Consider the following 24274-nt stretch of genomic DNA (forward strand, 5'->3'; position numbering starts at 1 on the left):
GCCGCCGAAACTTTGCCGGGAAGAGGACGTTAGCGATCAATAGCCGTGGGGTGTGCTTCCTTGAAGCCCTTCTGAAGCCTGGCAGAAACTCGTGAGCGGAACGGCGCGCGCAAAAGCAAGGACCGATTGATGGCGAACTTCATGTTCTGCACCGGGATCGAGAACAGCATTCCGACGATCGACAACGGACGCACGCGTATCGATCAGATGGAAGTTTGCGGCCACTACAAGCGCTGGCGTGACGACTTCGATCTGGTCGAGGATCTTGGCATACGATATCTGCGCTTCGGTCCGCCGATTCACCGTACGTTGCTGGGCCCCGGCAAATATGACTGGGAATTTGCCGACCTCACGCTCGGCGATCTCAAGGATCGCGATATCACACCGATCGTGGATCTATGCCATTTCGGCGTACCGGACTGGCTCGGCAATTTCCAGAATCCCGATTTTCCAGAGCAGTTTGCACAATATGCGGCGGCCTTCGCAACGCGTTACCATTGGGTGCAGCTCTACACGCCGATAAACGAGATGTTCATCTGCGCCACGTTCTCCGCTCTCTATGGCTGGTGGAACGAGCAGATGTCGGACGACCGATCTTTCGTCACGGCCCTGAAGCACATCGTCAAGGCGAACGTGCTGGCGATGAAGGAGATATTGAAGCGCCGCCCCGACGCCATCTTCATCCAGAGCGAATCATCAGAATATTTTCACGCCGACAGCCCGGCTGCCATTCGCCCCGCGGAGATCATGAATTCCAAGCGTTTCCTGTCACTGGACCTGAACTACGGACGCCGCATCGACAGCGAGATGTACGAATATCTGATGGATAACGGTATGACGCGCGAGGAATATCACTTCTTCCTTGGCAAAAGCCTCAAGCAGCACTGCATCCTCGGCAATGATTACTACTGCACCAACGAACATCGCGTGCATCACGACGGCCGCACATGGGCCTCTGGCGAGGTGTTTGGCTATAGCGAGATCACGCGCCAATATTACGGCCGCTACGGGCTGCCGGTGATGCACACCGAGACCAACTTCCGTGAAGGACCCAATGGCGACGAAGCGGTCAACTGGCTCTGGAAAGAGTGGGCGAATGTCCTTCGCCTGCGCAACGTCGGCATTCCGACCGTAGGTTTCACCTGGTATTCTCTTACCGATCAGATCGATTGGGACACCGCCCTGCGCGAGCAGAATGGAAATGTGAACCCGCTCGGGCTCTATGATCTCGATCGCAACATCCGTGCCGTCGGCAAGTCCTACAAGCAACTCATCAAGGACTGGCGTGATGTCCTCCCCGCTCAGAGCGTCTGCCTTGTGGTGCCGATAGTGCCGCCTTCCCATGCCGGGCGCTTGGACGCGCGCGAGCAAGAGATACACGCTGCAGACATGATGAAGCACCCGCCGGCGCAACCCAGCGCCGGCCAGATCGCCTAGCCTGCGATAAACACTCGACTTTCTCCGGCGGAGCAGCAGCGAGTTTCTCGATAACCTATATCTATAACCGGAACAGCGCCGCACCGGGCAGGTTTACTTCGCGGTAACACTGGAGGCATTCATGGACAAGATAAGTTGGGCGCCCTGTACGACGCTTATTGCTTTTGCCGTTCTATCCGCCTGTTCGGGCAACAATGGCGCCAACTCTGATCAGGTCGCCAACAATTCGGCCGCGCCCAACATGTCTTCAGGGGCGATGGGGACCGGAACCACTACCGACAATATGATGGGCAACACCTTGAGCGGCAGCAACGCCGCGACCGGCATGGGAGGCGGAACCATGGGTGACACGGACGCCACTACGGGTTCGGGAGGAACGACGGGTAGCACTGGCGGACTAACGGGTGGAACAGGCAGTACGGGCGGCGGCACGATTGGCACTGGCTCCGGTAGTACGACTGGCAGTGGAACTGGAACAGCCGGTGGTACCGGATCGGGCGCAGGTAGCTCTTCCGGAACGTAATCTGACGGAAATGCCAAACAAAACAGAAAGGATGTCTTATGAAAAGGATCAGCATCGTTGCCACAACGCTCTTGGTAGGAGCATCGCTCTCGGTTGCGGTCGCGCAGACAGGCAGCGGCGGCTCGACGGGTAGCGGAGGATCGACAGGTAGCGGAACGGGCACCAGCGGCACGACAGGGAGCGGCTCGGGCGGTACAACCGGCAGTGGCTCGGGCGGTACGACCGGCAGCGGCACTACCGGCGGTTCTGGTGACGCCACCGGAACAACTGGCAGCATCGGCTCTGGCGGTTCGACAAGTTCCACAGGATCGGGAACGACGTCGCCGGGAAGCTCAGGCTCTTCTTCGGGAAGTTCGGGAATGGGTACGGGAGCCGGCTCGACAGGCATGGGCGCAGGTGGAATGAGCGACTCTCCGACAGGTAGCGGAGCCTCCAGTGGTGCCACAGGAAGTGGCGCAGGTTCTGGTACGTCGACGGGCATGGGATCGACCGGCGGCACGTCCGGTTCCGCAGGTGATCCTACAGGCTCCGCCACGGGAAGCGGTGCAGTGGGAGGATCCACCGGCGCCTCTGGATCGATGGGCGCAGGCATGGGCTCGTCCACCAGCAGTGGATCGGGTGGCGGCGACACGGCCACTGCTGCGTCGGGCTCGACGAACTACCCTCGCTGTTCTGCCACGGTAACGGACAGCTGTATGCAGGGAAAAGGCAGCGGCAAGAGCAAGAAGCGCCCACGCCGGTAGGATGATGGAGGCGTTGCCTTGGCCCAAAGGCAACGCCAGCCGTCCAGTTGCTACTCTCTTGGCGCTTGGCCGCGCTTTATCCTGTCGTCGAGCCAGGCGGCAGCTTCCATCGGCGTACGTTTGGCTTCGTCGCGGTCCACTAGGAAATTGGCCTCACGCATGATTTCGACAGCAACGCGACCCAGTAGCGGGCGCAATGCTGTCGAAAAACGGGCATCCGGAACGCGGCGAGGCGAAATCAGCAGCAGGGCGTCATATCGTGGAATAGCGCCCTTGCTATCCTGCACCACGGTCAGCTTGTCCGCGGCAATCCTTCCATCGGATGAGAATGCCGAAATCGCGTCGACCCTGCCGCTATCCAGCGCCTTGTACATGAAGGTAGGACTGAACGCCTGCATCTGCCTGAACTGGAAGGGATAGACCCGTTTGACTGACGCCCATTCGGGACGCTCCAGAAACTCCAGATCCGATCCGAGTTTAAGGCCCGGCGAGGCCCGCGCCAGGTCGTCAAGCGTGCGGATTCCGTGCTTCTGCGCATCGCCCTGCCGCATTGCGAAGACATAGGCATTCTCGAACCCCAGCGATCCCAGCAACTGCGCGCCGGACGACCGCTGCATCCACTGGCCGATGGCCGGGATCATCTTCGCGGGCGGCAGGATATCCGTGCGCTTCATTTCGTTCGACCAGAGCGTTCCTGCATAATCGACATACACGTCGATGTCGCCGCTCGCCAGCGCACGGTAAATGACGGCGGAGCCGAGCCCTTCCCGATAGCGCACTGTGTACCCCTCAGCCTCAAGCCGCCTGCCGATGAGCCGCGCCAGTATATATTGTTCCGAGAAGTTCTTGGCGCCTATCGTGACCACCGGGCCGTCTTCCTGGTAAAGCGGCAATAAGGCGGCCCCGGCCCCGGCAGTCAGCAGAGCCAGAGACAACCATGCCCATAATGGTTTCCGACGCCGGATGCTGCGCTCTGCCGTCGCCAGCAGCCCGTCCGTGATGAGCGCGAGCGCCGCTGCCGCGAGGCAGCCTTTCAGCACAAGCGCCCAGTTCTGCGTTTGCAGCCCGGCGAAAATGGGATCTCCCAGACTGGGTTGTCCTACGGTCGTGGACAAGGTCGCAGCGCCGATGGTCCACACTGCAGCCGTGCGAATGCCCGCCATCAACACTGGCGCGACGAGCGGAAGTTCTACCAGGCGCAGCTTCTGTGCGGCGGACATTCCCATGCCATTGGCAGCCTCGATGATGGCGGGGTTCAGATTGGTAAGGCCGGTGACGCCGTTGCGAAGGATCGGCAGCACCGCATAAAGCGACAAGGCGAGCAGAGCGGGAAGGAAACCCAAGGCCGGTATGCCGCCGCCAACCCAGGAGGAGAGCCATAGGAGGATCGGATAGAACAGGGCGAGCAAGGCAAGCGCCGGAATGGTCTGTATGAGGCTGGCTCCGGCCAACACGATACCAGCAAACCGCGCATTCCGCGCCGCCAACAATGTCAGCGGAAGCGCGATCAGCAAAGCAAGCAACAGTGCCGCTGCGGCCAACTGCACATGCGCGGCCAGAGGGCCGGACAAGTCCGTCAGCCATTCCGCCAGGGACCCTGTCATGCGCCGAGCGCTGCCAGACGTCGGGCGTGATCGCGGGGCACCGCCAGAAGCGCATCTGCCGCCGCACCGCCTTTCCCCGCGAGCAGGTCTGTCGGCATGCCGTCGGCAACGATGCGGCCCGCCGCCATGACAAGCACGCGATCCCCGAGCAGCAGCGCCTCTGCCATATCGTGCGTCACCATGATCGTGGTGAGGCCTAACCGGTCATGCAACGCCCGGACCTGCTTACCCAGAGCGTCCCGTGTCACTGGGTCCAAGGCGCCGAAGGGCTCGTCCATCAGCAGGACCTGCGGCTGTGGAGCCAGAGCGCGCGCTACGCCGACGCGCTGTTGTTGTCCGCCCGAAAGTTGATCCGGCATGCGCGGGCCGAGGCTCGACGGCAGATCGACGAGCGCCAGCATTTCCGCGATGCGGGGCGCTGCGTCGCGCGCACCGGAGAGGCGCAAGCCAATTGCGATGTTCTGGGCTACGGTCATGTGCGGGAACAGGCCGACACCCTGAAACACATAGCCGATGCGGCGGCGCAGATGCACGGGGTTCTCTTCCCGAACGGCATGGCCCCCCAGCGACACCGCTCCTTCGTCCGGATCGATCAGGCGATTGATGGTCCGCAGCAGCGTCGATTTACCTGACCCCGAAGTCCCCACGATGGCAACGAAGCTCCCGCCCGCAAGGGTGACAGTGATCCCGTCGAGCGCCGCGACGGCATCGAAACGCACGGTCACATCTTCGAAGCCTATGGCGGGGCCTGATTTCCTATCGGACATCGCGGCAGGATAACGGCTGTTGCAGTTTTGGCTACCTGCCATGACAAGGGACACTCGCGCACAGAAATGCGTTGTTGCGGGAACGGCACAACCGCCGCGGAGGACAGGAATGAGCGCTGCGGGTCCCGACCATCTCATCATCGTACCGGACGATATCGATCTTGGCAGGTCTCCTCTGGCCGGGCAGTTCGCGCTGCCGACCTACGTGCTGGGCGCATTCAACCCGGGATTGACGCGGTTGCCCAACGGCAATCTGCTGTTGATGGTCCGCGTGGCCGAAGCGTTGCGAGAACCAGTGCAGGGGGATCATGTCCACGCCATCCGCTGGACTGAGGGACGCTATGTGCTCGATGCCTGGCCGTTGGCCGATGTGGACATGACTGACCCTCGCACCTTCAAGATACGCGATGGCGGCTGGTCGGTTCTGGCACTCACGTCCTTGTCCTGGTTGCTGCCCGTCGAAGTGTCGGCGGATGGCCGTCACGTGATCGCAAGGCACTATGATCGTGCGATCGCGCCACAGGGGGACTGGCAAAGCTACGGCATAGAAGACCCTCGCATCAGCCAGGTCGACGGGCGCTGGCTGATGACCACGTGCTCCGTCAGTCCCGAGCGTCATTCCACCACTTTGTATAGCTCCGACAACGGGTTGGACTGGAAGTTCGAGGACATCGTCCTCGATCATCAGAACAAGGACATGCTGATCTTCGAAGGCCGGATTGCAGGCCAGTATTGGGCCCAAACGCGTCCGCTGGGGGATTGCTATTTCGCCTATCCGCCGGGCAGCCCCTGGCGCGCAGGGCCTTCGATAAACCTTGCGACGTCCCCGGACGCCCTGCACTGGAAGCCCGTTCGCGCACCGGGCATTCGCGCAGAAGCGCATGCTACCGCGAGCGCTAGGATCGGCGGCGGCACCCCCCCGGTCCTGACGGACCTTGGCTGGCTCACCTTGTGGCATGGCGTCGAGCCGGACGATGGTATCGGCATCTACCGCACCTACTGGTCGTTGCTAGACCGCGATGATCCGACGACCATCCTGTATAACAGCAGCGGCCCGCTCCTGTCGCCGAACCCCGCCTTGACGGCACCGATCGCGCACCAGATGTATCTCGACACGGTGGTATTCACGACCGGCATCGTGGACGCAGGCGATCACTATATCATAGCCAGCGGCGAAGCCGACCTGGCTTGCCGCCTCAGCTTCATTTCCAAAGACGTCTTCCGTCCCTGATCAGTCCATCAGCGCCAGCAGGTCCACGATGGGTACGAATGCAAAGGCCACGGAGCTGTCGGCAACGCCATAAGGCATGAAGATCTTGTCGCCATGCTTCATCGCGCCGCATGTGTAGACGACATTGGGTACATAGCCTTCGCGATCGTCTTCCGATGCCGCCAGTATCGGCGTCCGCGTGCGACGCAGCACGATCGAGGGATCGTCCTTGTCCAGCAGGACTGCGCCGATCGAATACTCGCGCATCGCTCCGACGCCGTGCGTCAGGAGCAGCCAGCCTTCGTCGATCTCGATTGGCGGCCCGCAATTGCCGATCTGCACCAGCTCCCAGGGATAAACGGGCGTCAGGATCAACTGCCCCTCGTCCCAGTGCGTCAAAGTGTCCGACGTGATGAGATAGAGATTTTCCCCATCCTGCCGGCCGATCATCATATATTTGCCCGCGACCTTTCGCGGAAACAGCGCCATGCCCTTGTTGCGGGCGGCGCTGCCGGTCATGGGCACCATGTCGAACTTGCGGAAATCGCCCGTGCGAAGCATCTCCGATTGGATCACATGGCCATTATAGGCCGTGTAGGTACCCAGCCATTCGGCCGCCCCATCGTCATGCCTGAAATATACGAGCCGCAGATCCTCCAGCCCATTCGCCTGTGCGGCGGTGATCGGGAACAGGACAGTGCCGGACACGGTACTGTCCGGATGCCGAAACACAGAGACCTCTCCCTGTTTGACTACACTTTCGTCGCCATAAGCATCGGCTGCGGTTGCAAAGGGCGGCTGATGCGCCAGATGCAGTTCGCCCTCGTCCGTGATCACGCCTTCCCGGAAGGCCACGGAACTGATGTGCCCTTCTCCGACGGCCCGCAACGAGAGGATGATCCGGATACTTCCCTTCGGCATTCCCGTCTGATCATAATGCGGAACAACGCTGGGGTTCATCAGCGCAGCGGCGGCATAGCTATATTCGTGGCAGAAATATGCGCCCATCAGCAACCGTCGCGATTCCGACAAAGCGCCGTCGTCGAGTTTCAGCTGCGCACGAATCTCATCGTAGCGGGTGCGGAACACGCGACGGGTTTGCCAATGCCGCGCTTCGAAATCACGCAGCACATGCGTCAGCTGATCTTCAACGCTTCCTTCCTCCATGGCCAGCACGGCGGTAGCGATTCGCTGGGACCGGCTCGGCCCCTTGCCGTTGCTTTGCCAGCTCAGATGGAAAGGCCGCACGACCACACGCGTGGGATCGGCGTGAAGCCGCAGCGGCAAGGTATGACATTCAAGCAAAAGGGATCATCCGTTGTCAGGCAGGGACGATCTCATCCCCCAGGGCGGCCTCTATTGCCACGTTTGCTCCGGCTTGGGAAAGCCTGTTCATCGCGCAAGATGCTAATTGCAGAGCCAAAAGCGACTCCGCTCCCTGATTGCGGTTAACGCCCGTGGGGGTAAGCCCATCGTAACAGCCGCCATCGCTGCGCGTGGCAAGCGGCAAGGAAAGATCATTGTCGCCCAGATACCAGCGATAGGCAGTATGCGCGCAATCCAGCCAATATCGCGTCGCGTCGACGGCAAAAGCTGCCTCGGCAGCATCGATCATCGCCTGGGCCTCAAGCGGTTGCTGGTCAAAAGGAAGCGGCGGCGCGTAAGGCTGGCCAAAGCTTTCCGATCCCACGGCGCGGAAGTGGCCGTCGGGCGCAGTCTGCTGTTGCCAGATCCATTGCAAGGTCGTCAGGCCGCATTCGATGAATTGCTGATTGCCCAACAGCGCACCGGCCCGCAGCAACGCCTCCGGCAGGCGTCCGTTATCATAGGCCAGCACTGCCTCGAACCAGGCCCAATCGGGTCTGCGGGCTTCGGCCACCAAAGCGACAAGGTTCGATCCGAATTCCTCCAGTACCTGACGAGCTTCGACGTGCCCGGGCTCGATCTGCAGGACCGCGCTGGCGCCCAGCATGACGAAAGCCTGCGCGCGCGGGGAAAAGATGGTCCGCATCGGCGTCAGGGCATGGTTGAACAGGTGCATCGCCCATTCCCGATGCTTGGGAAGCGGCGCGTCACGTGCAGTGACGCCCAGAGCCCACATTGCGCGGCCGGAACTGTCTTCCGAACCTTCATCTTCGCACCAGCCGCGATCATAGGACATGAAATTGCGGAAGCGACCCTTGTCCGGGTTCCAGGCGTGCTGAACGAACGCGGCATAGGTGCTGATCCATTGGTCGCGCACCTCTTCGTCCATGCTCGGAACCTGCGTCATCAGCAGCAAGGCACGGGCATTGTCATCGATGCAATAGCCATGACGGCGATCGGGAACCGATAAGATGCCATGTTGCAGGATGCCCGTGCCGTCACTCATACGCAACACAGCCGAGAGATTGGGCTCCAATATCACCTCCCTGCGCCGAAGTGGGAGTTTCGCGGGTTCAGCGCTCTGCGCATGCACGAGCAACAGCCCGGCACGCCGCGCCAATTCTCTCCACAACATCTCCCGGCCGCGCGCATAGGCGCGTTCGCCATAGGCGCGGCGGACAGTATCGTCGCTCAATAGTCGGATGATTGCATGCGCCATGGCGGCGCTATCGCGGAACGGCACCAGGATGCCATGATCCTCGTCCAGAATCTCGGCAGCATGGACGTAAGGTGTGGACACCACGGCCTTGCCCATGCTGACGGCATAGCTCAGTGTGCCGGACGTCACCTGCGCGGGATTGACGTAGGGCGTGACATACACGTCGGCCGCCTGCAGCCGGTCCAGCAATTCTTCCTGTGCCTGATAGCTTCCGATCCATTGGACATGGTCGGCAACGCCCAGGCGCTGTGTCAGGGCGACGAGATCGTTGCGCAGTTTTTCGCCCTGTTCGCGGATCAGATTGGGATGGGTTGCGCCGACGATGACATAAAAGGCGTCCGGGCACGCCTGCACGATGGCGGGCATGGCCTCGATCATGTTCTCGATACCCTTGTCAGGCGCGAGCAGACCAAAGGTGAGGATGATCTTGCGCCCTTCCCAGCCGAAATGCGGCTTCATCATGTCGGGCTCGACATAGGCGCGGTCGGGAACACCATGGGGGATGACGCTGATCCGGCTGTTTTCCACGTCGTACACGCGCTCCAGTATCTCCCTGCCAAACTCCGACATCACGATTATATCGCGCGAGCGGGCGAGAAGGCGATCCATTACGCGCCGCTCATCACTGTTCGGCTTTTCCAGGATCGTGTGGAACGTGGTTACGAGGGGCAGGCGCGTGCGCGCAAGAAGATGCAGGATGAGATCGCCTGCCGAGCCGCCGAAGATGCCGAATTCGTGCTGCAGCCAGATAGCTTCCGCGCCGCTCTCCTCAATCTGCTGGGCGGCGCGGGCGTAGGCACGCGCATCCTGGTCATCGATCAGACGGATATCGTCATCGTAAACGATCTCGCCACGCCCATCATCCATGGCGTAGTGGTCGATCCGTATATCCGGGAACTGTTCCATCAGCGCATCGCGACAATGATGCGTGAAAGTAGCCATTCCGCACCGTCGAGGCATCGCATTTCCAATAAGCGCCACGTGCTTTGGCACAGGAAGCTTGAAATGCGCGTCGAAGGAGATTCGGTTCATCGACTATCTTTCGGACTGGAGAATCAGGCGCCTCTGGGAAAACGACGTATGTGGTTAAACACATTAATGGATTGAAAGTTTCACAATATGCTGCGCTGCAAAAAAAGATAGGTGCGTTGCAGATATCAGGCGCAAGGCTGGCGCCTGCAACCCGTCGCCTTCACGCTAATAAAGCGAAGGTCGCGCGCGAAAGCACCGCGAAGCTAGCTCTAGATAAAAAGGCAGTTTAACCGAGTGCCTCGCAACAGGCGCTGGTGCTTAGAACTTGAATATGGTGCCAAGGTAAACGGCCTGAGCGTCCTTGCGATCATCGGCGATCGGAGCGAGTCTACTGACTCGGCCACTATAACGCATCCCCGCGGTCACGTTCAGGTTGCGCGAAAGCGAATAGGAACTGCCCACCTGAAGTGAATAGGCCTTTTCATCCACCGTAGCGGAGGGTGCCCCAACATCGCTTTTGCTGTCGACAAGCACATTCGTGCTGAAGCGCTTCTTGCCCTGCTCGAGCGAGAAGCTACGCGTTGCAACAGGAGCTTCAACCGGAATCGGGTCTATGGCCGCACGGCCTACCGAATCAGGCAGCGCAAACTTGCGCCAGCCCCGAGCGACATTCAGATTGAAAGCCACAGGGGTGATGCCCACCGACGGAATCGTGCGCTCCATCCGGACCGGAACATCATCCTCGGCACGAACAAGCACGGTGATCGAGCGGCGACCGCTGGTCGAACCGCTGGTCGGCGTGAACCGAAATGTCTTGCGGCCACCATTAAGGACTGCACTGGCATAAGCCGCAGAAAGGCGCGGGTCCTTGGTGGCGGGCGTGAATGACCCGATGCTGCCGAGGCTGCCCAAAGATACGGGATTGGTGCTGCGAACTGCAATCAAATCGGCGGCCGCTCCCACGGCAGGTGAAAGCACGAGCGTAGCACCAGCCGCTGCCGCGACCGCCCACCCCAAATGTCCACCTTTGCTTGTCATGACCCTAAACGACTCTTCCGCCCCGGAATTTCTCTTTCGAAGACTTAACACCTAACAACGGCAAATGGCTAGGGGCGAGAGTCGTTTTAGCCATAGCTGTTGCACAGTTCACACAAGTTTAACTGCGCCACCCTGAGTCGCTCGGGTCAAGATGCGATCCTGCCTCACCAAACGGGCACTTGCTCCACGCACCATCTTCCCTATAGATGCCGCCAATGCTCCAGAATTTATACAGGACAAGGCTTATGCGCCCTTTTTCGGCCCGCTCGCTTGCAACGGTTCTCGTGATGGCAGCGATGTTGCCGCTCGGTGCATGTGGCGGTGGATCGAAGGACCGGCCCAAGGCTGATCTCGCCGCGGCCAAGGTGACGACGATCGGCGTGAACAGCTATTTGTGGCGCGCGTCGCTCGATACGCTGTCTTTCATGCCGCTGGTGCAGACCGATTCGAATGGCGGCGTGATCGTGACGGACTGGTACGCCAATCCCAACTCGCCGGCTGAACGGATGAAGTTGACGGTTACGATCCTCGACCAGGACCTGCGCGCCGACGCGCTGCGCGTCGCCGGCAGCCGTCAGGTGAATCAGGGCGGCCAGTGGGTCGATGCGCCGCTGCAGGCTGCAACGGTCCAGAAGCTGGAAGAGATCATTCTAACCAAGGCCCGCGACCTGCGCCGCACGGCCATCAACGAAGGCTGAGCCAGCGGACGGGCAGCAACCCTGCCCGCTTCAGGAGTATATGATGCAAAGGCGCTTCAACCCGCTTGAGGCGGATGCCCGCTGGCAGGCCGTCTGGGAAGAACGGCAGAGTTTCCGTGCGGACGACGCGAGCACCAAGCCGCGCTCCTACGTGCTGGAGATGTTTCCCTATCCTTCGGGCCGCATCCACATCGGCCATGTCCGCAATTATTCGATGGGCGACGTGCTGGCGCGCTTCCGCCGGATGACCGGCCATGAAGTGCTGCATCCGATGGGCTGGGACGCGTTTGGCATGCCTGCCGAAAATGCGGCAATGGAAAAGAAGGTTCATCCGGGCGACTGGACGCGCTCCAATATCGCCTCGATGCGCGCACAGTTGAAGAAACTCGGCTTTGCGCTGGACTGGAGCCGCGAACTGGCGACCTGCGAGCCGGATTATTACGGCCATGAGCAGGCGCTGTTCCTCGATCTTTATGCCGCCGGCCTCGTCTATCGCAAGGAAAGCGCGGTTAACTGGGATCCGGTCGATATGACCGTGCTCGCCAATGAGCAGGTCATCGACGGCAAGGGCTGGCGCTCCGGCGCGCCGGTCGAGAAGCGCAAGCTCAGCCAGTGGTTCCTCAAGATCACCGATTTCGCCGACGAACTGCTGGAGGGCCTCGGCACGCTCGACCAGTGGCCGGAGAAGGTGCGGCTGATGCAGGAGAACTGGATCGGCAAGTCGGCCGGCCTGCAATTCTCCTTCGCCCTGGATCAGGCCGTTGCCGGAATCGAGCGGTTGGAGGTGTTCTCCACGCGTCCCGACACGATTTTTGGCGCCAGTTTCGCGGCCATCGCTGCGGATCACCCGATCGCGTTGGCGCTGGCCGAGAAGGACCTTGATCTCGCGGCGTTCGCCGACCAGTGCCGCAAGTCCGGCACCGCCGCCGCAGAGATAGAGACGCAGGAAAAGCTGGGCTTCGACACGGGCCTGTCAGCGGTTCATCCCTTCGATCCCGCGATCAAGCTTCCCCTGTTCGTCGCGAATTTCGTGCTGATGGATTATGGTACGGGCGCGGTGATGGGCGTACCCGCGCATGATCAGCGCGACCTCGACTTTGCACGCAAATATATGCTGCCGGTGCCGCGCGTGGTCGGCGATGCGGACGAACCGATCCACGGCGAAGCCTATACTGGCCCCGGCAAGCTGGTGAACAGTCGCTTCCTCGACGGCATAAGTATCGAAGACGCGAAAGCTGCTGTTATTGCCCGTGCCGAAGAAGGCGGATGGGGCAAGGGCACGACTGTTTGGCGGCTGCGAGACTGGGGCGTTTCGCGCCAGCGTTACTGGGGCACGCCGATCCCGATCATCCATTGCGAAGGCTGTGGCCCCGTCGGCGTTCCCAAGGATCAACTGCCTATCGTTCTGCCGGAGGACATCACCTTCGATATCCCCGGCAATCCGCTGGACCGCCACCCCACATGGAAGCATGTCGATTGCCCCAGCTGCGGCAAGCCTGCGCGGCGTGAAACCGACACGCTCGACACCTTCGTTGACTCGAGCTGGTATTTCATTCGCTTTGCCAGTCAGCCCAAGGACAAACCCTTTGACCGCGCCGAAGCCGAACGCTGGCTGCCGGTCGGCCAGTATATCGGTGGCGTCGAACATGCCATCCTGCATCTGCTCTATGCGCGTTTCTGGACACGCGCGCTGCGCCACATCGGCGCGATCGGCGTTGCCGAACCATTCACCGGCTTGTTCACTCAGGGCATGGTGACACATGAGACATACAGGGCTGGCGATGGTAGCTGGCTCTCACCGCAGGAAGTGAAGAAGAACGGCGACGATTGGGTCCACATCGAAAGCGGAGCGCCAGTAACGGCGGGCCGCGTCGAGAAGATGTCGAAGTCGAAGAAAAACGTCGTCGATCCCGATGACATCATCGAACAATATGGCGCCGACGCGGTTCGCTGGTTCATGCTGTCCGACAGCCCGCCGGAGCGCGATCTGCCCTGGACCGAAAGCGGGATCGAAGGGTCGTGGCGCTTTGTGAACCGCTTGTGGCGCCTCTTCGGGCAGATCGATGCGGACGCCAGTGGTCAGGACAAGGCTCTGGACCGGAAGCTGCACCAGACGATCGATGGCGTGGCGCGCGACATCGAGGCGCTGTCTTTCAACAAGGCGGTGGCCAAGGTCTACGAATTGACCAATGCTGTCGAAAAGGCGGCGCCATCCGCATCTCGTTCCACGGCGATCCGCAGTCTGGCGCTGCTCGTCGCGCCGATGACGCCGCATCTGGCGGAAGAAGCATGGGCGGATATGGGCGGCGAGGGCCTGATCGCCGACGCGCCCTGGCCTGCCGTCGATCCCGCTCTGCTGGTCGAGGATGAAGTCACCATCGCCTGTCAGGTCATGGGCAAGCTGCGCGACACCATCACAGTAGCGAAGGGCACGCCGAAAGACGAACTGGAACGGCTCGCGCTCGCCGCGCCCAACGTGATGCGCACCCTGGACGGCGCGACTCCGAAGAAAGTGATTGTGGTCCCGGATCGTTTGGTCAATCTGGTCCTGTGAAGCGCGCCGCTCTCCTCCTCGCCGTCACGGCCCTGCTGTCTGCCTGTGGCCTTCGCCCGGTTTACAGCGGCGGAAGCAGCGGCCCCGTCGCCCAAGCGCTGGCGAACGTGGAAGTCGCACCGATCGAGGGAAAAGCAGGCTGGCTGGTGCGCAATGCGTTGGAGGACCGCCTCATCCACGGCGGAAACGGCCCGCGGTACCAACTTGTCGTGAAACTGGACGATAACATCGAGGGTTTCGGCGTGCGCGCCGACGATGCCATCACGCGCGAACGGCGAACATTGCGCGCGCGTTATCAGCTGGTCGACAGCGCAACGGGCACGCAGATGGTGGACGCTACCGCGGGTTCCGACGTAGGCATCGACGTCACCTCAAGCGAATATGCAACCATCGCTGCCGAAGACACGGCGCTGGAACGCCTGTCGCAAACGATCGCCGATCAGATCATCTCGCGCCTGGCGCTGTTTGCGGTGGAAGAACAGAGGTCCGCTGCGTCCGCTTCCCGTGAAAGCAAATAAATCCCAGATCGAGCGGGCGCTGGACGCGCCGCCCGCCGATATCCGCCTGTTCTTCCTTTATGGCCCTGACGAGTCCGGAAGCGCCGCGCTCGCAAAGCGGCTGGAGCGTGCGATGGGCGACGGCGCACAGCGCATCGATCTGGACGGCGCCACGCTGAAGAGCGACCCGGCGCGCTTGGCTGACGAAGCGGCGTCCATGTCCATGTTCGGCGACAAGCAATGGATTCGCGTCACACCTGTTGGCGATGAAGCCCTCTCCGCCATCGAGGCGCTGCTGCAGGCGGAGCATGCGGGCAACCCGGTGGTCGCCATTGCGGGCGCGCTCAAGGGTAGTTCCAAGCTCGTGAAGCTGGCGCTCGACCACAAGGCTGCCATGGCCTGCATCAGCTATGTGCCCGAGGGCCGCGATGCCGACCAGATCGCTATCGGCATTGCTCGCGAACTTGGGCTGCGCTTGCCGCAGGACCTTGCCCGTCGCATCAGCGACCTCACTGGCGGGGACCGGGCGCTGATGGCCGGCGAGATTGAAAAGCTTGCCCTCTTCCTCGACGCTGCACCCGAGCATCCGGTCGAGGCCACGGCCGAAGCCCTGAACGCGCTATCCGCCGAATCGCTCGAGGAAGATATCGGGCCACTTGTGAACGCTGTGCTCGGTGGCGACCTCAGGACGATGCATAGCGAGCTTGCGGGCCTGCGCGTGATCGGAACCAACATGGGCAGCATCCTGCGACCGCTGCAGAACCGCGCGATTCTCCTCGCGAACATCCGCGCCGAATTCGACGCTTCCGGTCGCCTCGACGCTGCGATCGAGACGGCGGGCAAGGCAATCTTCTGGAAAGACAAGGCGACCGTCACCCGGCAGGTCAAGCTGTGGGATGCGAACGGCATTGCCCGTGTCATCCAGCGGCTTGGGGCTGCGGAGCGCGCCAGCCGGTCGAGCCGCAACGCAGGTGACGTCATGGTGACGCATGAATTACTCACCATCGCCCGCCAGGCGGCGCGAGAGCGGGCTGGCTAAAGGAACCGCGCGCCTCCTTAATCCGTTTGTCGCTTAGGTGAAGTGGCCTATTGTCGCCCTAACTCACCAGAGGTGGCGTCGATTTCGTGACTGCTTATATCAACGCCATCGGCACCGCCGTTCCCGATCAGGACATCCATCAGGCCTTCATAGGCTGGGCGCGCGCGCAGCTACGTGATCCCCGGGAAGCCAAGCTGTTCGACCGGATGGCGAAACGCAGCGGCATTGCCCATCGCTGGTCGGTACTGCCGAAGGAAACCGGATCGCCGATCGATCCGGGAGGCTTCTACGCCGGAACTTGGCCATCGACGGCCGGGCGCATGGCTGTTTATGGGCAAGCCGCACCAGCGCTTGCCGCTAGCGCAGTCGACGCACTGAGCCGTAAAGTGGCGGTGCGGGATATCACCCATCTCGTGCTGGCAAGCTGTACGGGCTTCACGGCGCCCGGCGTCGATCAGATATTGGCGCGACAACTCGGCCTCTCGCCTTCCGTCGAGCGGCTGCTTGTCGGCTATATGGGATGCTACGCGGCTGTCGCAGCGATCAGGTCGGCGCGGCACATCGTGCGCTCGGAGCCGAACGCGCGCGTGCTCGTGGTCAGCGTGGAACTGAGCACGCTTCACCTGCAGGCGGACCAAGAACTAGAGCCGCTGCTGGCGATGCTGCAATTCGGCGACGGGGCCGCGGCTGCACTGGTGACGTCGGAGCCTGCGGGCCTTGCCATCGACCAGCCCTTCTCCTGCGGACTAGCCGACAGCAGCGGCCTGATCCGGTGGGACCTTGGGGATCATGGTTTTTCCATGCATCTTTCCGGCGAAGTACCCGCAGCGATAGGAGCGGCTCTTGCTAATCCCGCCATGCTGCCCGTAGACGCCGATAGCGTCGAAAGCTGGGCAGTGCATGCCGGTGGCCGGTCCATCCTCGACGCCGTCGCACATGCCCTGAACCTTCCGGAACATGCTCTGGATGACAGCCGCGCAGTTTTGGAGGCCTATGGCAATATGTCGTCCGCGACGTTGATGTTCGTCCTTGCGCGCATCCTGAATGGCTCCCCGCCGGAATCGGGGTTGGCGCTGGCCTTCGGGCCGGGGCTGGCGGCAGAAGGTTTCCTGTTTCGAGGTGCCCGGTCTTGACCCGGGATCTGTCCATCCGCGCCCAGGAAGAGGAGCAGATGGACGCCGAGACTCTCTCGCCTGCGACATATGCGCAGGTGCTGGCGGGACTCGCTCGCGTCAATAGAGTCACGATGGCGGCGCGTCCCACTTTGCAATTTCTCGGCCGTTCGGGACCTGCGCCCTTCCGCCTGCTGGATGTGGGATATGGCGACGGCGGGATGCTGCGCGCTATCTGGCGGTGGGCGTCGAAGCGCACCATCGCCTGCGATCTGGTCGGCATTGATCTGAACCCTAGAAGCGAAGCGGTGGCGCAAGCACGGCACCCCTCGGGCGCGACCATTGAATATCGGACCGGCGACTATGCCGCGCTCAGCGAGGAACCATGGGACTTCGTCGTCTCCAGCCTTGTCACGCATCATATGAGCGACCGGCAGCGGCTGGACTTCCTGATGTTCATGGAAAATGTCGCGCAGCGTGGCTGGTTCGTGAACGATCTCCATCGCCACGCCTTTGCCTATTACGGCTATCCTTTGCTGGCTCGCCTGCTCGGCGTGCACCGGATCGTGCGCGAGGATGGGCAATTGTCCATCGCCCGCAGCTTCCGCCCCGGAGAGTGGGAGACGATGCTTGCGCACGCTGGATTGGCGGGCGTGGCGCAGGTCGACCGGGCCTTCCCTTTCCGCTTATGCGTCGAGCGCCATAAGTGAGCCCGCACCCGCCGCTTATCGTCGGGGGCGGGCCCGCTGGAGCGGCGGCAGGTATCGCGCTGGCGCAAGCGGGTGTCCAGGCGACGCTGTTCGAGCGGTTGGACATGCCGGGCGACACTATCTGCGGCGGGTTTTTAAGCTGGCAGACGATCGAGCGTCTTGCGGCGCTGGGCCTAGATCCTGACGACCTTGGCGGCCATCGCGTCACGCACATGGCTCTTTATGTCGGCGGCAAGGAACAGGTTGCGCGGCTGCCGGCGCCAGCAATGGGACTTTCGCGCAAGGCACTCGATACCGCGCTTCTGGATTACGCTGGCACAAGCGGTGTCGATGTTCGACGCGGGCACCCTGTCCGCAGCCTCGGCGGCACCGACATCACTCTGCACACTGGCGAGAGCGTGCCATGGAGCAGCCTGTTCCTCGCGACCGGCAAGACCGATTTGCGCGGTATGCCGCGTCCGCATGGCAGTACGCACGATCCCGAGCTTGGTTTGCGAATGCGCCTGCCCTTCGCCGCTACCCTGATGCAAAAAATAGGCGGACGGATCGAGTTGCACCTGTTCGACCGGGGCTATCTCGGGCTGGTCTGTCAGGAAGACGGTAGCGTCAATGCCTGCATGGCCGTTCGCAAGAGCCGTCTTTCCGATGCCGGGGGCGATCCCGCTGCCTTGTTCGTACAACTGGCGGACGAGATGCCCTTTTTGGCGGACCGGCTGGCCGACATGCCTCCGAACCCCAAGATCGATGCTATCGGCAACGTTCCTTATGGGTGGCGGGCAAAAGAAACGCGCTCCGGAATGTTTCGTCTCGGCGACCAGGCGGCGGTCATTCCGTCGATCGCGGGAGAAGGCGTGGGCATTGCTCTTGCCAGCGCCCAGAGCGCCGTGAACCATTGGCTCGCAAGCGGTGCAGGCGGAGCTTCTTCCCACCAAGAGCAATTCGCCCGCCGCGTCGCCCAGCCGATCATGCTGGCGGGCCTGCTGAAGGGGCTTGGCGACCGGCCTGCCCTGGCGCGGGCACTCGCCGCGATGCCGGGCGCGGCAAACATCGTTGCGCGGCTGACCCGGGTCCGGTGACTTGATCGTATCATCAGAGCATCCCATATCACCGGCATGGAAAAGCTGCATCTGACCGACGCCGAATGGCGCCAACGTCTCTCCCCCGAACGCTATCACGTGCTTCGCGAAGCGGGTACGGAGCGGGCCTTCACGGGCGCGCTGAATGCGAACAAGGTGGACGGCGTCTATTACTGCGCGGGGTGCGGGACTGAATTGTTCGACGCCGGGGAAAAATATGACAGCGGCTCCGGGTGGCCCAGCTTCACCGCGCCCGTCGATGCCGAAGTGGTCGAAGAAGTGGTGGACGACAGCCACGGTATGCGCCGCGTGGAAGTCCGTTGCGCCAAGTGCGACGGGCACCTTGGCCATGTCTTTCCCGATGGTCCAGGCGTCAACGGCCTGCGTTACTGCATGAACAGTGCTTCATTGGACTTCAAACCGCGCGACGAAGCCGAATAGCGCGTTCAGCCGCCATAAAGCCGCCGCCCGCTTGTAGCAGACGGGGTTAACGCGTATCCGGCGAACAGAATGGCACGAGCGGGCAAGAACAAGGCAGCAGCGGGCGGCGCGCCTGGCAAGGTGAAGCGGTGGTTTCTCCGCAGCCTCAAGGTCGGGGCGCTCGCCGTCGTAGCGGGCATAATTGCTTTGGCCGTCGCGGTCGTCGTCGCGATGCAGTCGCTGCCTAATTACGAGGCGCTAAAATCGTCTCCCAATGGGCAGATGATCCGGGTGCATGCCGCCGATGGCAGTGTTATCGTGTCGCTCGGACCGAGTTTCGGGCGTTGGCTCTCGTTCGACCAGATCCCGAAGGTGATGACGGACGCCATGGTCTCCGTCGAAGACAAGCGTTTTTACCATCATCCGGGCATCGATCCCATCGGTCTGGCCCGTGCGGCCTGGGTAGCGCTGGAAAATCGCGGCAAGGGTCGTCGCCTGCAGGGCGCTTCGACGATCACCCAGCAGGTGACACGCAACATCTTCCTCAACAACAGCTATACTTTCGGCCGGAAGATACGGGAGATGATCCTGGCGCTGGCGCTGGAGCGGAAGTTCTCCAAGCGTCAGATCCTGGAACTGTACCTCAACAAGGTGTATTTCGGCGGCGGCGCTTACGGCGTCGACGCTGCCAGCCGCAAATTCTTCGGGCACGCTGCAACTGATCTCAGCCTGCCGGAAGCGGCCATAATTGCAGGTCTGGTGAAAGCGCCGTCCAGCTACTCGCCCACTGCCGATGCGGACGCGGCGATTGGCCGCGCCGGTGTCGTGCTGGACGTCATGCGAAACAATGGCGCGATCACTGCCGTCGAGCGCGCGGACGCGGACCTTGCGGGCGTGAAGCTCGCGCCCGAACCGCCGCAGAACAGCGTCCGCTACTTCACTGACTGGGCGCTGCCGCAACTCGATACGCTGGTCGACGAGCCTGCCGAGCCGCTGGAGGTGTGGACCACCATCGACCTTGGCATGCAGCGCGCCGCCACCGCCGCGATCAAGAACAACACGCCGGCTGGTACGCAGGGCGCGCTCGTCTCGCTCGATCGTGACGGAGCCGTGCGAGCGATGGTCGGCGGCAACGACTATGTGACGTCGAACTACAACCGCGCCACGCAAGCGGTGCGCCAGCCAGGTTCGGCCTTCAAGCTGTTCGTCTACATGGCTGCGCTGGAGGCGGGCTATACGCCCGACACGGCGGTCAAGGATGAACCCGTGGACATCGACGGGTGGCAGCCGCGCAATAGCTCCGGCCGCTATTCAGGCGACATGGATATCCGCACGGCCTTTGCCTATTCGATCAATACCGTCGCGGCGAAGCTGGGCATGGAAGTCGGCTTCCCCACCATCGCGGACATGGCGCGCCGGTTCGGCATCACGACGCCGGTGAACACGCATCCGTCGATGGTCCTTGGCACATCTGACGTGCGGCTGATCGACCTCACACGTGCTTTCGCTTCAGTGTCACGCAAGGGCGTGGCGGTGACCCCCTATGGCATCGTCAAGGTGACGACAGCCGACGGCCGCCTGCTTTACAACCATGAGGACGACACGAGCCGCGTGCTGGTCGCGCCCTGGGTCGCCGCCGGGATCACCGACCTGCTGCAAACCGCCGTCAACACCGGCACGGGTAAGGCGGCGCAGATCGGTCGCCCGGTCGCAGGCAAGACGGGCACCACGAACAGCAACAAGGATGGCTGGTTCATGGGCTTCTCCAGCGGGATCACCACCGGAGTGTGGATGGGCCGGGACAATGCCCGCGCGGTAGGCGGGCTGCAGGGTGGCCGCGCACCCGCTCAGGCTTTTGCGCAGTACATGAAGGTCGCGGTCGCCAAACGCCCCGCCGAGCCTTTCGAGACGCAGGTCACGCTACCCGAATGGCAGCTTGAACCTGACGAGGAATCCTATTTCGGTCAGCCGGACAATGGCATGTACGTCGATGAAAACGGAATGCCGAACGAACGCGGAAGTGTCGAAACGCCCACTCAAGAAGCGCCCCCGCCCGCCGACGAGAGCACCGAGGAAATCGTGGCGCCGCCGCGCATGGATCAGAACTGGATCGACAATGTTCTGGGCCGCGAACGCCCCGCCCGCGAACGTCCGCGAGTGGAACCGCCGGATTAGACGCCGACGCCATGCAGGCCCGCGCCATGGGCCTTCAGCCAGGCGCGCGCAGGCTTCGGATCGCTTCCCAGCAAATGCGCATGGGCGGCGTGAAAGGCAGGGCTGTGATCCATGTGCAGCAGATGCGCGACTTCATGCGCGACCGTAGCGCGGCGGACATCGGGCGGGCACAGGATTAGCCGCCAACTGTAGCGAATAACCCCGGTCGATGCGCAACTGCCCCAGCGGGACTTTGGGTCACCGATCCCCACTGTAGCGACATGCAGGCCATGCTTCTGCGCCAGCGAGCGCGTCTCCGCTTCGAGCACCCGCTTCGCTTCTGCCTTGAGCCAGCGGAGCACGCGCGCGCCGATGGCATCCGCCGGGCCGCCGACGATGAGCGCATCACCTTCCCGCTTCACACTGCGCGGCGCATCCGAGTTCCAGGCGATGAGCACCTCCCGGCCTTCCAGCATGAAAATCACGCCGTCGCCGAGTTGAACGAGCGCCGGAGCCTGCGCCATCTGCTCCCGCACCCAGGCTTCGTGATCCTGCGCCCAGCCGAGCGCCTTCCGGATGCTGGCCCGCACCGGCATGGAGAGGCGCAGTTCCCCACGCTTGGCGTCCAGCGTCAGCCGGTAGGTGCGCGCGCGGGCCGAGCGGCGGATACGCACCGCGACACGCGTTCCATCGACGGTGATTGCGGGATCAGATGTCCCGATCGACAATATGGTTTTCCAGATCACCTGCTTTCACTTCCGCCACAGTCCAGCCGCGCACGGACTCACGCGCGCGATGCACCGCTTCGCGATCTCCGCTGATCAGATAATGCCACTCCGGCAAGGGCTTGCCTTCGCCGCGCAGCCGATAGGCGCAGGTACGCGGAAGCCAGCTAATCTGATCGACAAGCTTCGCCGTCAGCCGCACGCAATCGGGCACGAACGCCCGCCGTCCCCGATAATTGGAGCACTGCCCGCTGTCACGATCCAGCAGACGGCAGGCGACGTTCGTCGGATAGATATCGCCGGTGTCCTCATCCTCCACCTTGTGCAGGCAGCATTTTCCGCAACCGTCGCACAAGGCTTCCCACTCCTCGCGGTTGAGCGCGGCGAGCGGCTTCTCCCAGAACGCTACTTCACCCATTGATCTAGAACGTCGAGAACGGGATTGGCCGAACCTTCATTGTTATCGCCAACGGGGATCAGCGCGATCGGATTGCCGTTCGGGCCAAACAGATAAGGCGTGCGGCTGTGGCTGACCAGATAGTCCTTGCCCTGGCTTTCCTTGCCGTAGATCACCGCAAAATCCTTCGCCACCTTGGCTATTTCCTTCGGCGTTCCGGTCAAGCCGACAAGCCGCGGATGGAAAGCGGTTACATAGTTCTTGATGACGGAAACAGTATCGCGCTCGGGATCGACGGTGATGAAAATCGGCTGGACACTGGCGGCGCGTGCCGGGTCCTGCTTCTCGAATTCCCGAAAAGCCTGCGTGATCTTCTGCAGGTCTACCGGACACACATCCGGGCAGTAGGTATAGCCGAAATAGACCAGCCGATACTTGCCCTTGAAGCTGTCCCAACTCACGCGCTGGCCATCCTGATTTGTCAGCGTGAAGGGCGCGCCGATGCGCGCGCCAGCAAGCGGCGCCTCTTGCGCGGAATCGGATTTCCCGCCCGGAGAGCAGGCGGACATTCCGGCAAGGGCAAGGGCGGCGAGGATAAACTGTGCTTTGTTCATAGCGTAGCCAGCCATGCCCTGCTAAGTTGCATTTAGCAATTGGCAACAGGGTGATGGAATGAAACGGCAGTTGATGCGCGCGGTGCTCGGGATTGCGGGGCGCAGCATGATGATAGGCGTGCCGATGGCCGGACTGCTGATACCCCATGTGGCCCAGGCTCAATTCTCCGACAGCTTCAACTTCCTGAAGGCCGTGCGCGATCGCGACGGCGAAAAGGCTATGAAGCTGATGGACAAGCCCGGCGGCACGGTCATCAACACGCGCGACGTGAAGAGTGGCGAGACGGCGCTTCACATCGTCGTGGCGCGGCGGGACCTGGCCTGGCTCAATTTCATGCTGGCGAAGGGCGGCAAGCCCGATCTTGCGAATGCCGCAGGCGACACGCCGCTCATGGTGGCGACGCAGCTGCGCTGGCTGGACGGCGCGAGAGTGCTGCTCGCCAATGGCGCGACGATCGACAAGGCTAACGACAATGGCGAAACCGCGCTGGTTCGGGCGGTGCAGCTACGGGACCTTGCGATGGTGCGCCTCCTCGTGGCGCAGGGTGCCAATCCCGACAAGCGCGACGCGATCGCCGGCATGTCCGCCCGCGATTATGCAGAACGCGAAGGCCGCGCGACGGGACTTACCGAAGCGCTGGCTGCCGCAAAACCGGCAAAGCCTGTCAACAGCGCGGTGCAGGGTCCCACTTTCTAGGCGGGGCGGGTCACACCATTGAGCGCGTTTATCGCGGTATGCGCGCGCGCCTCCGCTTCGTGGCGAGGCAAGCCTGCCGGGATCGTTTCACCAACCCGGTAGGTGATGGTGCCCGGCCTCTTCAGCCAGCCACGACGCGGAGAGATACGCCCGCTATCGACCGCTACGGGCACGACGGGGACTTTCAACAGCATGTAGAGCCCGGCAAAGCCTGCGCGCAACGAAGGCGCCTGTCCGTGCGGCACGCGCGTTCCTTCGGGAAACAGACAGATGGGCCGCCCGGTGGCAAGCCCTTCGAGAGCCGCCTTGCGCAAGGCGCGCATCGCCGCCGGGCCCGCTGTCCGCTCCACGGGGATCAGGCCGTACAGCCGCGCCGCCTTCCCCCATAAAGGCAAGTCGGTCAGTTCCTTCTTGGCCGCGACCATGGGAGCGTCGAAGAGGCACAGCAGGTCGATGGCTTCGAACATCGATTCATGTTTGAAGACATAGAGCATCGGTTCGGAAGGGAGCGTCCCTTCGACCTTCACCTTCTGCCCCAGCAGCACACGAGCGCAGGCGCGGTGGAACCGGCTCCAGCGCGTAGCGGCGAACTGCACGTGCCGCGCACCAAAGGGCGCGGCTGCGATCGCCCAAAGCACCCAGAAGACGGAGAGACCATAGAAAACTGCCATGAAGGCAAGCGAACGAAGCGCTGTCATTGCGG

Annotated in this window: 23 protein-coding genes; 14 read left to right on the forward strand and 9 right to left on the reverse strand. The window is 62.3% G+C overall.

Annotated elements, in window-relative coordinates:
- Nucleotides 1-129: 129 nt before the first annotated feature.
- From QHC67_RS05450 to QHC67_RS05460, 3 genes are all read left to right on the forward strand, one after another.
- Nucleotides 130-1437: a family 1 glycosylhydrolase gene (locus QHC67_RS05450; RefSeq protein WP_319292112.1), complete on the forward strand. Its 1308-nt coding sequence runs from the start codon at nucleotides 130-132 to the stop codon at nucleotides 1435-1437.
- Nucleotides 1438-1558: 121 nt separating this feature from the next.
- Entirely contained in the window at nucleotides 1559-1960 is a 402-nt protein-coding gene (locus tag QHC67_RS05455; protein ID WP_319292115.1) for a hypothetical protein, read from the forward strand.
- Nucleotides 1961-1998: 38 nt separating this feature from the next.
- Entirely contained in the window at nucleotides 1999-2703 is a 705-nt protein-coding gene (locus tag QHC67_RS05460; protein ID WP_319292118.1) for a hypothetical protein, read from the forward strand.
- Nucleotides 2704-2753: 50 nt separating this feature from the next.
- On the opposite strand, the gene QHC67_RS05465 is transcribed toward QHC67_RS05460, so the two are convergent.
- Together QHC67_RS05465 and QHC67_RS05470 are read right to left on the reverse strand one after the other, a co-directional pair.
- Nucleotides 2754-4307 (reverse strand): ABC transporter permease/substrate-binding protein, encoded by a 1554-nt coding sequence (locus QHC67_RS05465; RefSeq protein WP_319292121.1) that lies wholly within the window; start codon nucleotides 4305-4307, stop codon nucleotides 2754-2756.
- Nucleotides 4304-5074 (reverse strand): ATP-binding cassette domain-containing protein, encoded by a 771-nt coding sequence (locus QHC67_RS05470; RefSeq protein WP_319292124.1) that lies wholly within the window; start codon nucleotides 5072-5074, stop codon nucleotides 4304-4306. Before QHC67_RS05470 ends, QHC67_RS05465 begins: the two co-directional genes overlap by 4 nt.
- Nucleotides 5075-5183: 109 nt before the next feature.
- Here QHC67_RS05470 and QHC67_RS05475 point away from each other — a divergent pair, with 109 nt between their 5' ends.
- The gene (locus QHC67_RS05475) at nucleotides 5184-6305 is read left to right on the forward strand and encodes a glycosidase (RefSeq protein WP_319292127.1); all 1122 of its coding nucleotides are present in this window, start codon (nucleotides 5184-5186) and stop codon (nucleotides 6303-6305) included.
- Here QHC67_RS05475 and QHC67_RS05480 read toward each other — a convergent pair whose 3' ends face one another.
- The 3 genes from QHC67_RS05480 to QHC67_RS05490 form a co-directional block, all read right to left on the reverse strand.
- Complete coding sequence (locus tag QHC67_RS05480) at nucleotides 6306-7571, reverse strand: glycoside hydrolase family 130 protein (RefSeq protein ID WP_319292129.1); 1266 nt, start codon at nucleotides 7569-7571, stop codon at nucleotides 6306-6308.
- Nucleotides 7572-7605: 34 nt separating this feature from the next.
- Entirely contained in the window at nucleotides 7606-9900 is a 2295-nt protein-coding gene (locus QHC67_RS05485; protein ID WP_319292132.1) for a glycosyltransferase family 4 protein, read from the reverse strand.
- A gap of 258 nt (nucleotides 9901-10158) precedes the next feature.
- On the reverse strand, nucleotides 10159-10878 hold the full coding sequence (locus QHC67_RS05490; RefSeq protein ID WP_319292135.1) for a hypothetical protein: 720 nt from the start codon (nucleotides 10876-10878) through the stop codon (nucleotides 10159-10161).
- Between the two features lie 245 nt (nucleotides 10879-11123).
- Here QHC67_RS05490 and QHC67_RS05495 point away from each other — a divergent pair, with 245 nt between their 5' ends.
- The 9 genes from QHC67_RS05495 to QHC67_RS05535 all read left to right on the forward strand — a co-directional run bounded on the left by QHC67_RS05495 (nucleotide 11124) and on the right by QHC67_RS05535 (nucleotide 21159).
- A complete protein-coding gene (locus QHC67_RS05495) occupies nucleotides 11124-11576 on the forward strand; it encodes a DUF3576 domain-containing protein (RefSeq protein WP_319292138.1) in 453 nt (150 codons plus the stop codon).
- 43 nt (nucleotides 11577-11619) lie between these two features.
- Complete coding sequence (leuS, locus tag QHC67_RS05500) at nucleotides 11620-14130, forward strand: leucine--tRNA ligase (protein ID WP_319292141.1); 2511 nt, start codon at nucleotides 11620-11622, stop codon at nucleotides 14128-14130.
- Nucleotides 14127-14648 carry an LPS assembly lipoprotein LptE gene (gene lptE, locus QHC67_RS05505; protein WP_319292144.1) on the forward strand — a complete coding sequence of 174 codons (522 nt, stop codon included), beginning with the start codon at nucleotides 14127-14129 and terminating at the stop codon, nucleotides 14646-14648. The genes leuS and lptE overlap by 4 nt, the downstream gene beginning before the upstream one ends.
- Nucleotides 14635-15666 (forward strand): DNA polymerase III subunit delta, encoded by a 1032-nt coding sequence (holA, locus tag QHC67_RS05510; RefSeq protein ID WP_319292147.1) that lies wholly within the window; start codon nucleotides 14635-14637, stop codon nucleotides 15664-15666. The genes lptE and holA overlap by 14 nt, the downstream gene beginning before the upstream one ends.
- A gap of 86 nt (nucleotides 15667-15752) precedes the next feature.
- On the forward strand, nucleotides 15753-16799 hold the full coding sequence (locus tag QHC67_RS05515; protein WP_319292149.1) for a type III polyketide synthase: 1047 nt from the start codon (nucleotides 15753-15755) through the stop codon (nucleotides 16797-16799).
- Between the two features lie 38 nt (nucleotides 16800-16837).
- The gene (locus QHC67_RS05520; protein ID WP_319292221.1) at nucleotides 16838-17488 is read left to right on the forward strand and encodes a methyltransferase domain-containing protein; all 651 of its coding nucleotides are present in this window, start codon (nucleotides 16838-16840) and stop codon (nucleotides 17486-17488) included.
- Nucleotides 17485-18564 (forward strand): NAD(P)/FAD-dependent oxidoreductase, encoded by a 1080-nt coding sequence (locus QHC67_RS05525; RefSeq protein ID WP_319292152.1) that lies wholly within the window; start codon nucleotides 17485-17487, stop codon nucleotides 18562-18564. Before QHC67_RS05520 ends, QHC67_RS05525 begins: the two co-directional genes overlap by 4 nt.
- A gap of 36 nt (nucleotides 18565-18600) precedes the next feature.
- Nucleotides 18601-19005: a peptide-methionine (R)-S-oxide reductase MsrB gene (gene msrB, locus QHC67_RS05530; RefSeq protein WP_319292155.1), complete on the forward strand. Its 405-nt coding sequence runs from the start codon at nucleotides 18601-18603 to the stop codon at nucleotides 19003-19005.
- Between the two features lie 69 nt (nucleotides 19006-19074).
- The gene (locus QHC67_RS05535; RefSeq protein ID WP_319292158.1) at nucleotides 19075-21159 is read left to right on the forward strand and encodes a PBP1A family penicillin-binding protein; all 2085 of its coding nucleotides are present in this window, start codon (nucleotides 19075-19077) and stop codon (nucleotides 21157-21159) included.
- On the opposite strand, the gene QHC67_RS05540 is transcribed toward QHC67_RS05535, so the two are convergent.
- Genes QHC67_RS05540 through QHC67_RS05550 form a run of 3 tightly spaced genes read right to left on the reverse strand, consistent with a single transcriptional unit; the run spans nucleotide 21156 to nucleotide 22889 of the window.
- Nucleotides 21156-21866, reverse strand: coding sequence for a SprT family zinc-dependent metalloprotease (locus QHC67_RS05540; RefSeq protein ID WP_319292160.1), 711 nt, complete (start codon nucleotides 21864-21866; stop codon nucleotides 21156-21158). The two genes, QHC67_RS05535 and QHC67_RS05540, sit on opposite strands and share 4 nt — an antisense overlap.
- Nucleotides 21847-22281, reverse strand: coding sequence for a YcgN family cysteine cluster protein (locus tag QHC67_RS05545; protein WP_319292163.1), 435 nt, complete (start codon nucleotides 22279-22281; stop codon nucleotides 21847-21849). The genes QHC67_RS05540 and QHC67_RS05545 overlap by 20 nt, the downstream gene beginning before the upstream one ends.
- On the reverse strand, nucleotides 22269-22889 hold the full coding sequence (locus tag QHC67_RS05550) for an SCO family protein (RefSeq protein ID WP_319292166.1): 621 nt from the start codon (nucleotides 22887-22889) through the stop codon (nucleotides 22269-22271). Before QHC67_RS05550 ends, QHC67_RS05545 begins: the two co-directional genes overlap by 13 nt.
- 91 nt (nucleotides 22890-22980) lie before the next feature.
- On the opposite strand from QHC67_RS05550, the gene QHC67_RS05555 reads away from it, so the two are divergent.
- Nucleotides 22981-23571 (forward strand): ankyrin repeat domain-containing protein, encoded by a 591-nt coding sequence (locus QHC67_RS05555; protein ID WP_319292224.1) that lies wholly within the window; start codon nucleotides 22981-22983, stop codon nucleotides 23569-23571.
- Here the strand turns inward: QHC67_RS05555 and QHC67_RS05560 are convergent.
- A complete protein-coding gene (locus QHC67_RS05560; protein ID WP_319292170.1) occupies nucleotides 23568-24269 on the reverse strand; it encodes a lysophospholipid acyltransferase family protein in 702 nt (233 codons plus the stop codon). The genes QHC67_RS05555 and QHC67_RS05560 overlap by 4 nt on opposite strands.
- Nucleotides 24270-24274 lie beyond the last annotated feature (5 nt).

The organism is Sphingobium sp. (assembly GCF_033795625.1).
In the GTDB taxonomy this organism is placed as follows: domain Bacteria; phylum Pseudomonadota; class Alphaproteobacteria; order Sphingomonadales; family Sphingomonadaceae; genus Sphingobium.

Excerpts from the sequence above, each read along its gene's own strand:
- QHC67_RS05450 (WP_319292112.1), top strand. The coding sequence starts at position 130 with ATGGCGAACTTCATGTTCTGCACCGGGATCGAGAACAGCATTCCGACG.
- QHC67_RS05455 (WP_319292115.1), top strand. The coding sequence starts at position 1,559 with ATGGACAAGATAAGTTGGGCGCCCTGTACGACGCTTATTGCTTTTGCC.
- QHC67_RS05460 (WP_319292118.1), top strand. The coding sequence starts at position 1,999 with ATGAAAAGGATCAGCATCGTTGCCACAACGCTCTTGGTAGGAGCATCG.
- QHC67_RS05465 (WP_319292121.1), bottom strand. The coding sequence starts at position 4,307 with ATGACAGGGTCCCTGGCGGAATGGCTGACGGACTTGTCCGGCCCTCTG.
- QHC67_RS05470 (WP_319292124.1), bottom strand. The coding sequence starts at position 5,074 with ATGTCCGATAGGAAATCAGGCCCCGCCATAGGCTTCGAAGATGTGACC.
- QHC67_RS05475 (WP_319292127.1), top strand. The coding sequence starts at position 5,184 with ATGAGCGCTGCGGGTCCCGACCATCTCATCATCGTACCGGACGATATC.
- QHC67_RS05485 (WP_319292132.1), bottom strand. The coding sequence starts at position 9,900 with ATGAACCGAATCTCCTTCGACGCGCATTTCAAGCTTCCTGTGCCAAAG.
- QHC67_RS05490 (WP_319292135.1), bottom strand. The coding sequence starts at position 10,878 with ATGACAAGCAAAGGTGGACATTTGGGGTGGGCGGTCGCGGCAGCGGCT.
- QHC67_RS05495 (WP_319292138.1), top strand. The coding sequence starts at position 11,124 with ATGCGCCCTTTTTCGGCCCGCTCGCTTGCAACGGTTCTCGTGATGGCA.
- leuS (WP_319292141.1), top strand. The coding sequence starts at position 11,620 with ATGCAAAGGCGCTTCAACCCGCTTGAGGCGGATGCCCGCTGGCAGGCC.
- QHC67_RS05520 (WP_319292221.1), top strand. The coding sequence starts at position 16,838 with ATGGACGCCGAGACTCTCTCGCCTGCGACATATGCGCAGGTGCTGGCG.
- msrB (WP_319292155.1), top strand. The coding sequence starts at position 18,601 with ATGGAAAAGCTGCATCTGACCGACGCCGAATGGCGCCAACGTCTCTCC.
- QHC67_RS05535 (WP_319292158.1), top strand. The coding sequence starts at position 19,075 with ATGGCACGAGCGGGCAAGAACAAGGCAGCAGCGGGCGGCGCGCCTGGC.
- QHC67_RS05545 (WP_319292163.1), bottom strand. The coding sequence starts at position 22,281 with ATGGGTGAAGTAGCGTTCTGGGAGAAGCCGCTCGCCGCGCTCAACCGC.
- QHC67_RS05550 (WP_319292166.1), bottom strand. The coding sequence starts at position 22,889 with ATGGCTGGCTACGCTATGAACAAAGCACAGTTTATCCTCGCCGCCCTT.
- QHC67_RS05555 (WP_319292224.1), top strand. The coding sequence starts at position 22,981 with ATGATGATAGGCGTGCCGATGGCCGGACTGCTGATACCCCATGTGGCC.
- QHC67_RS05560 (WP_319292170.1), bottom strand. The coding sequence starts at position 24,269 with ATGACAGCGCTTCGTTCGCTTGCCTTCATGGCAGTTTTCTATGGTCTC.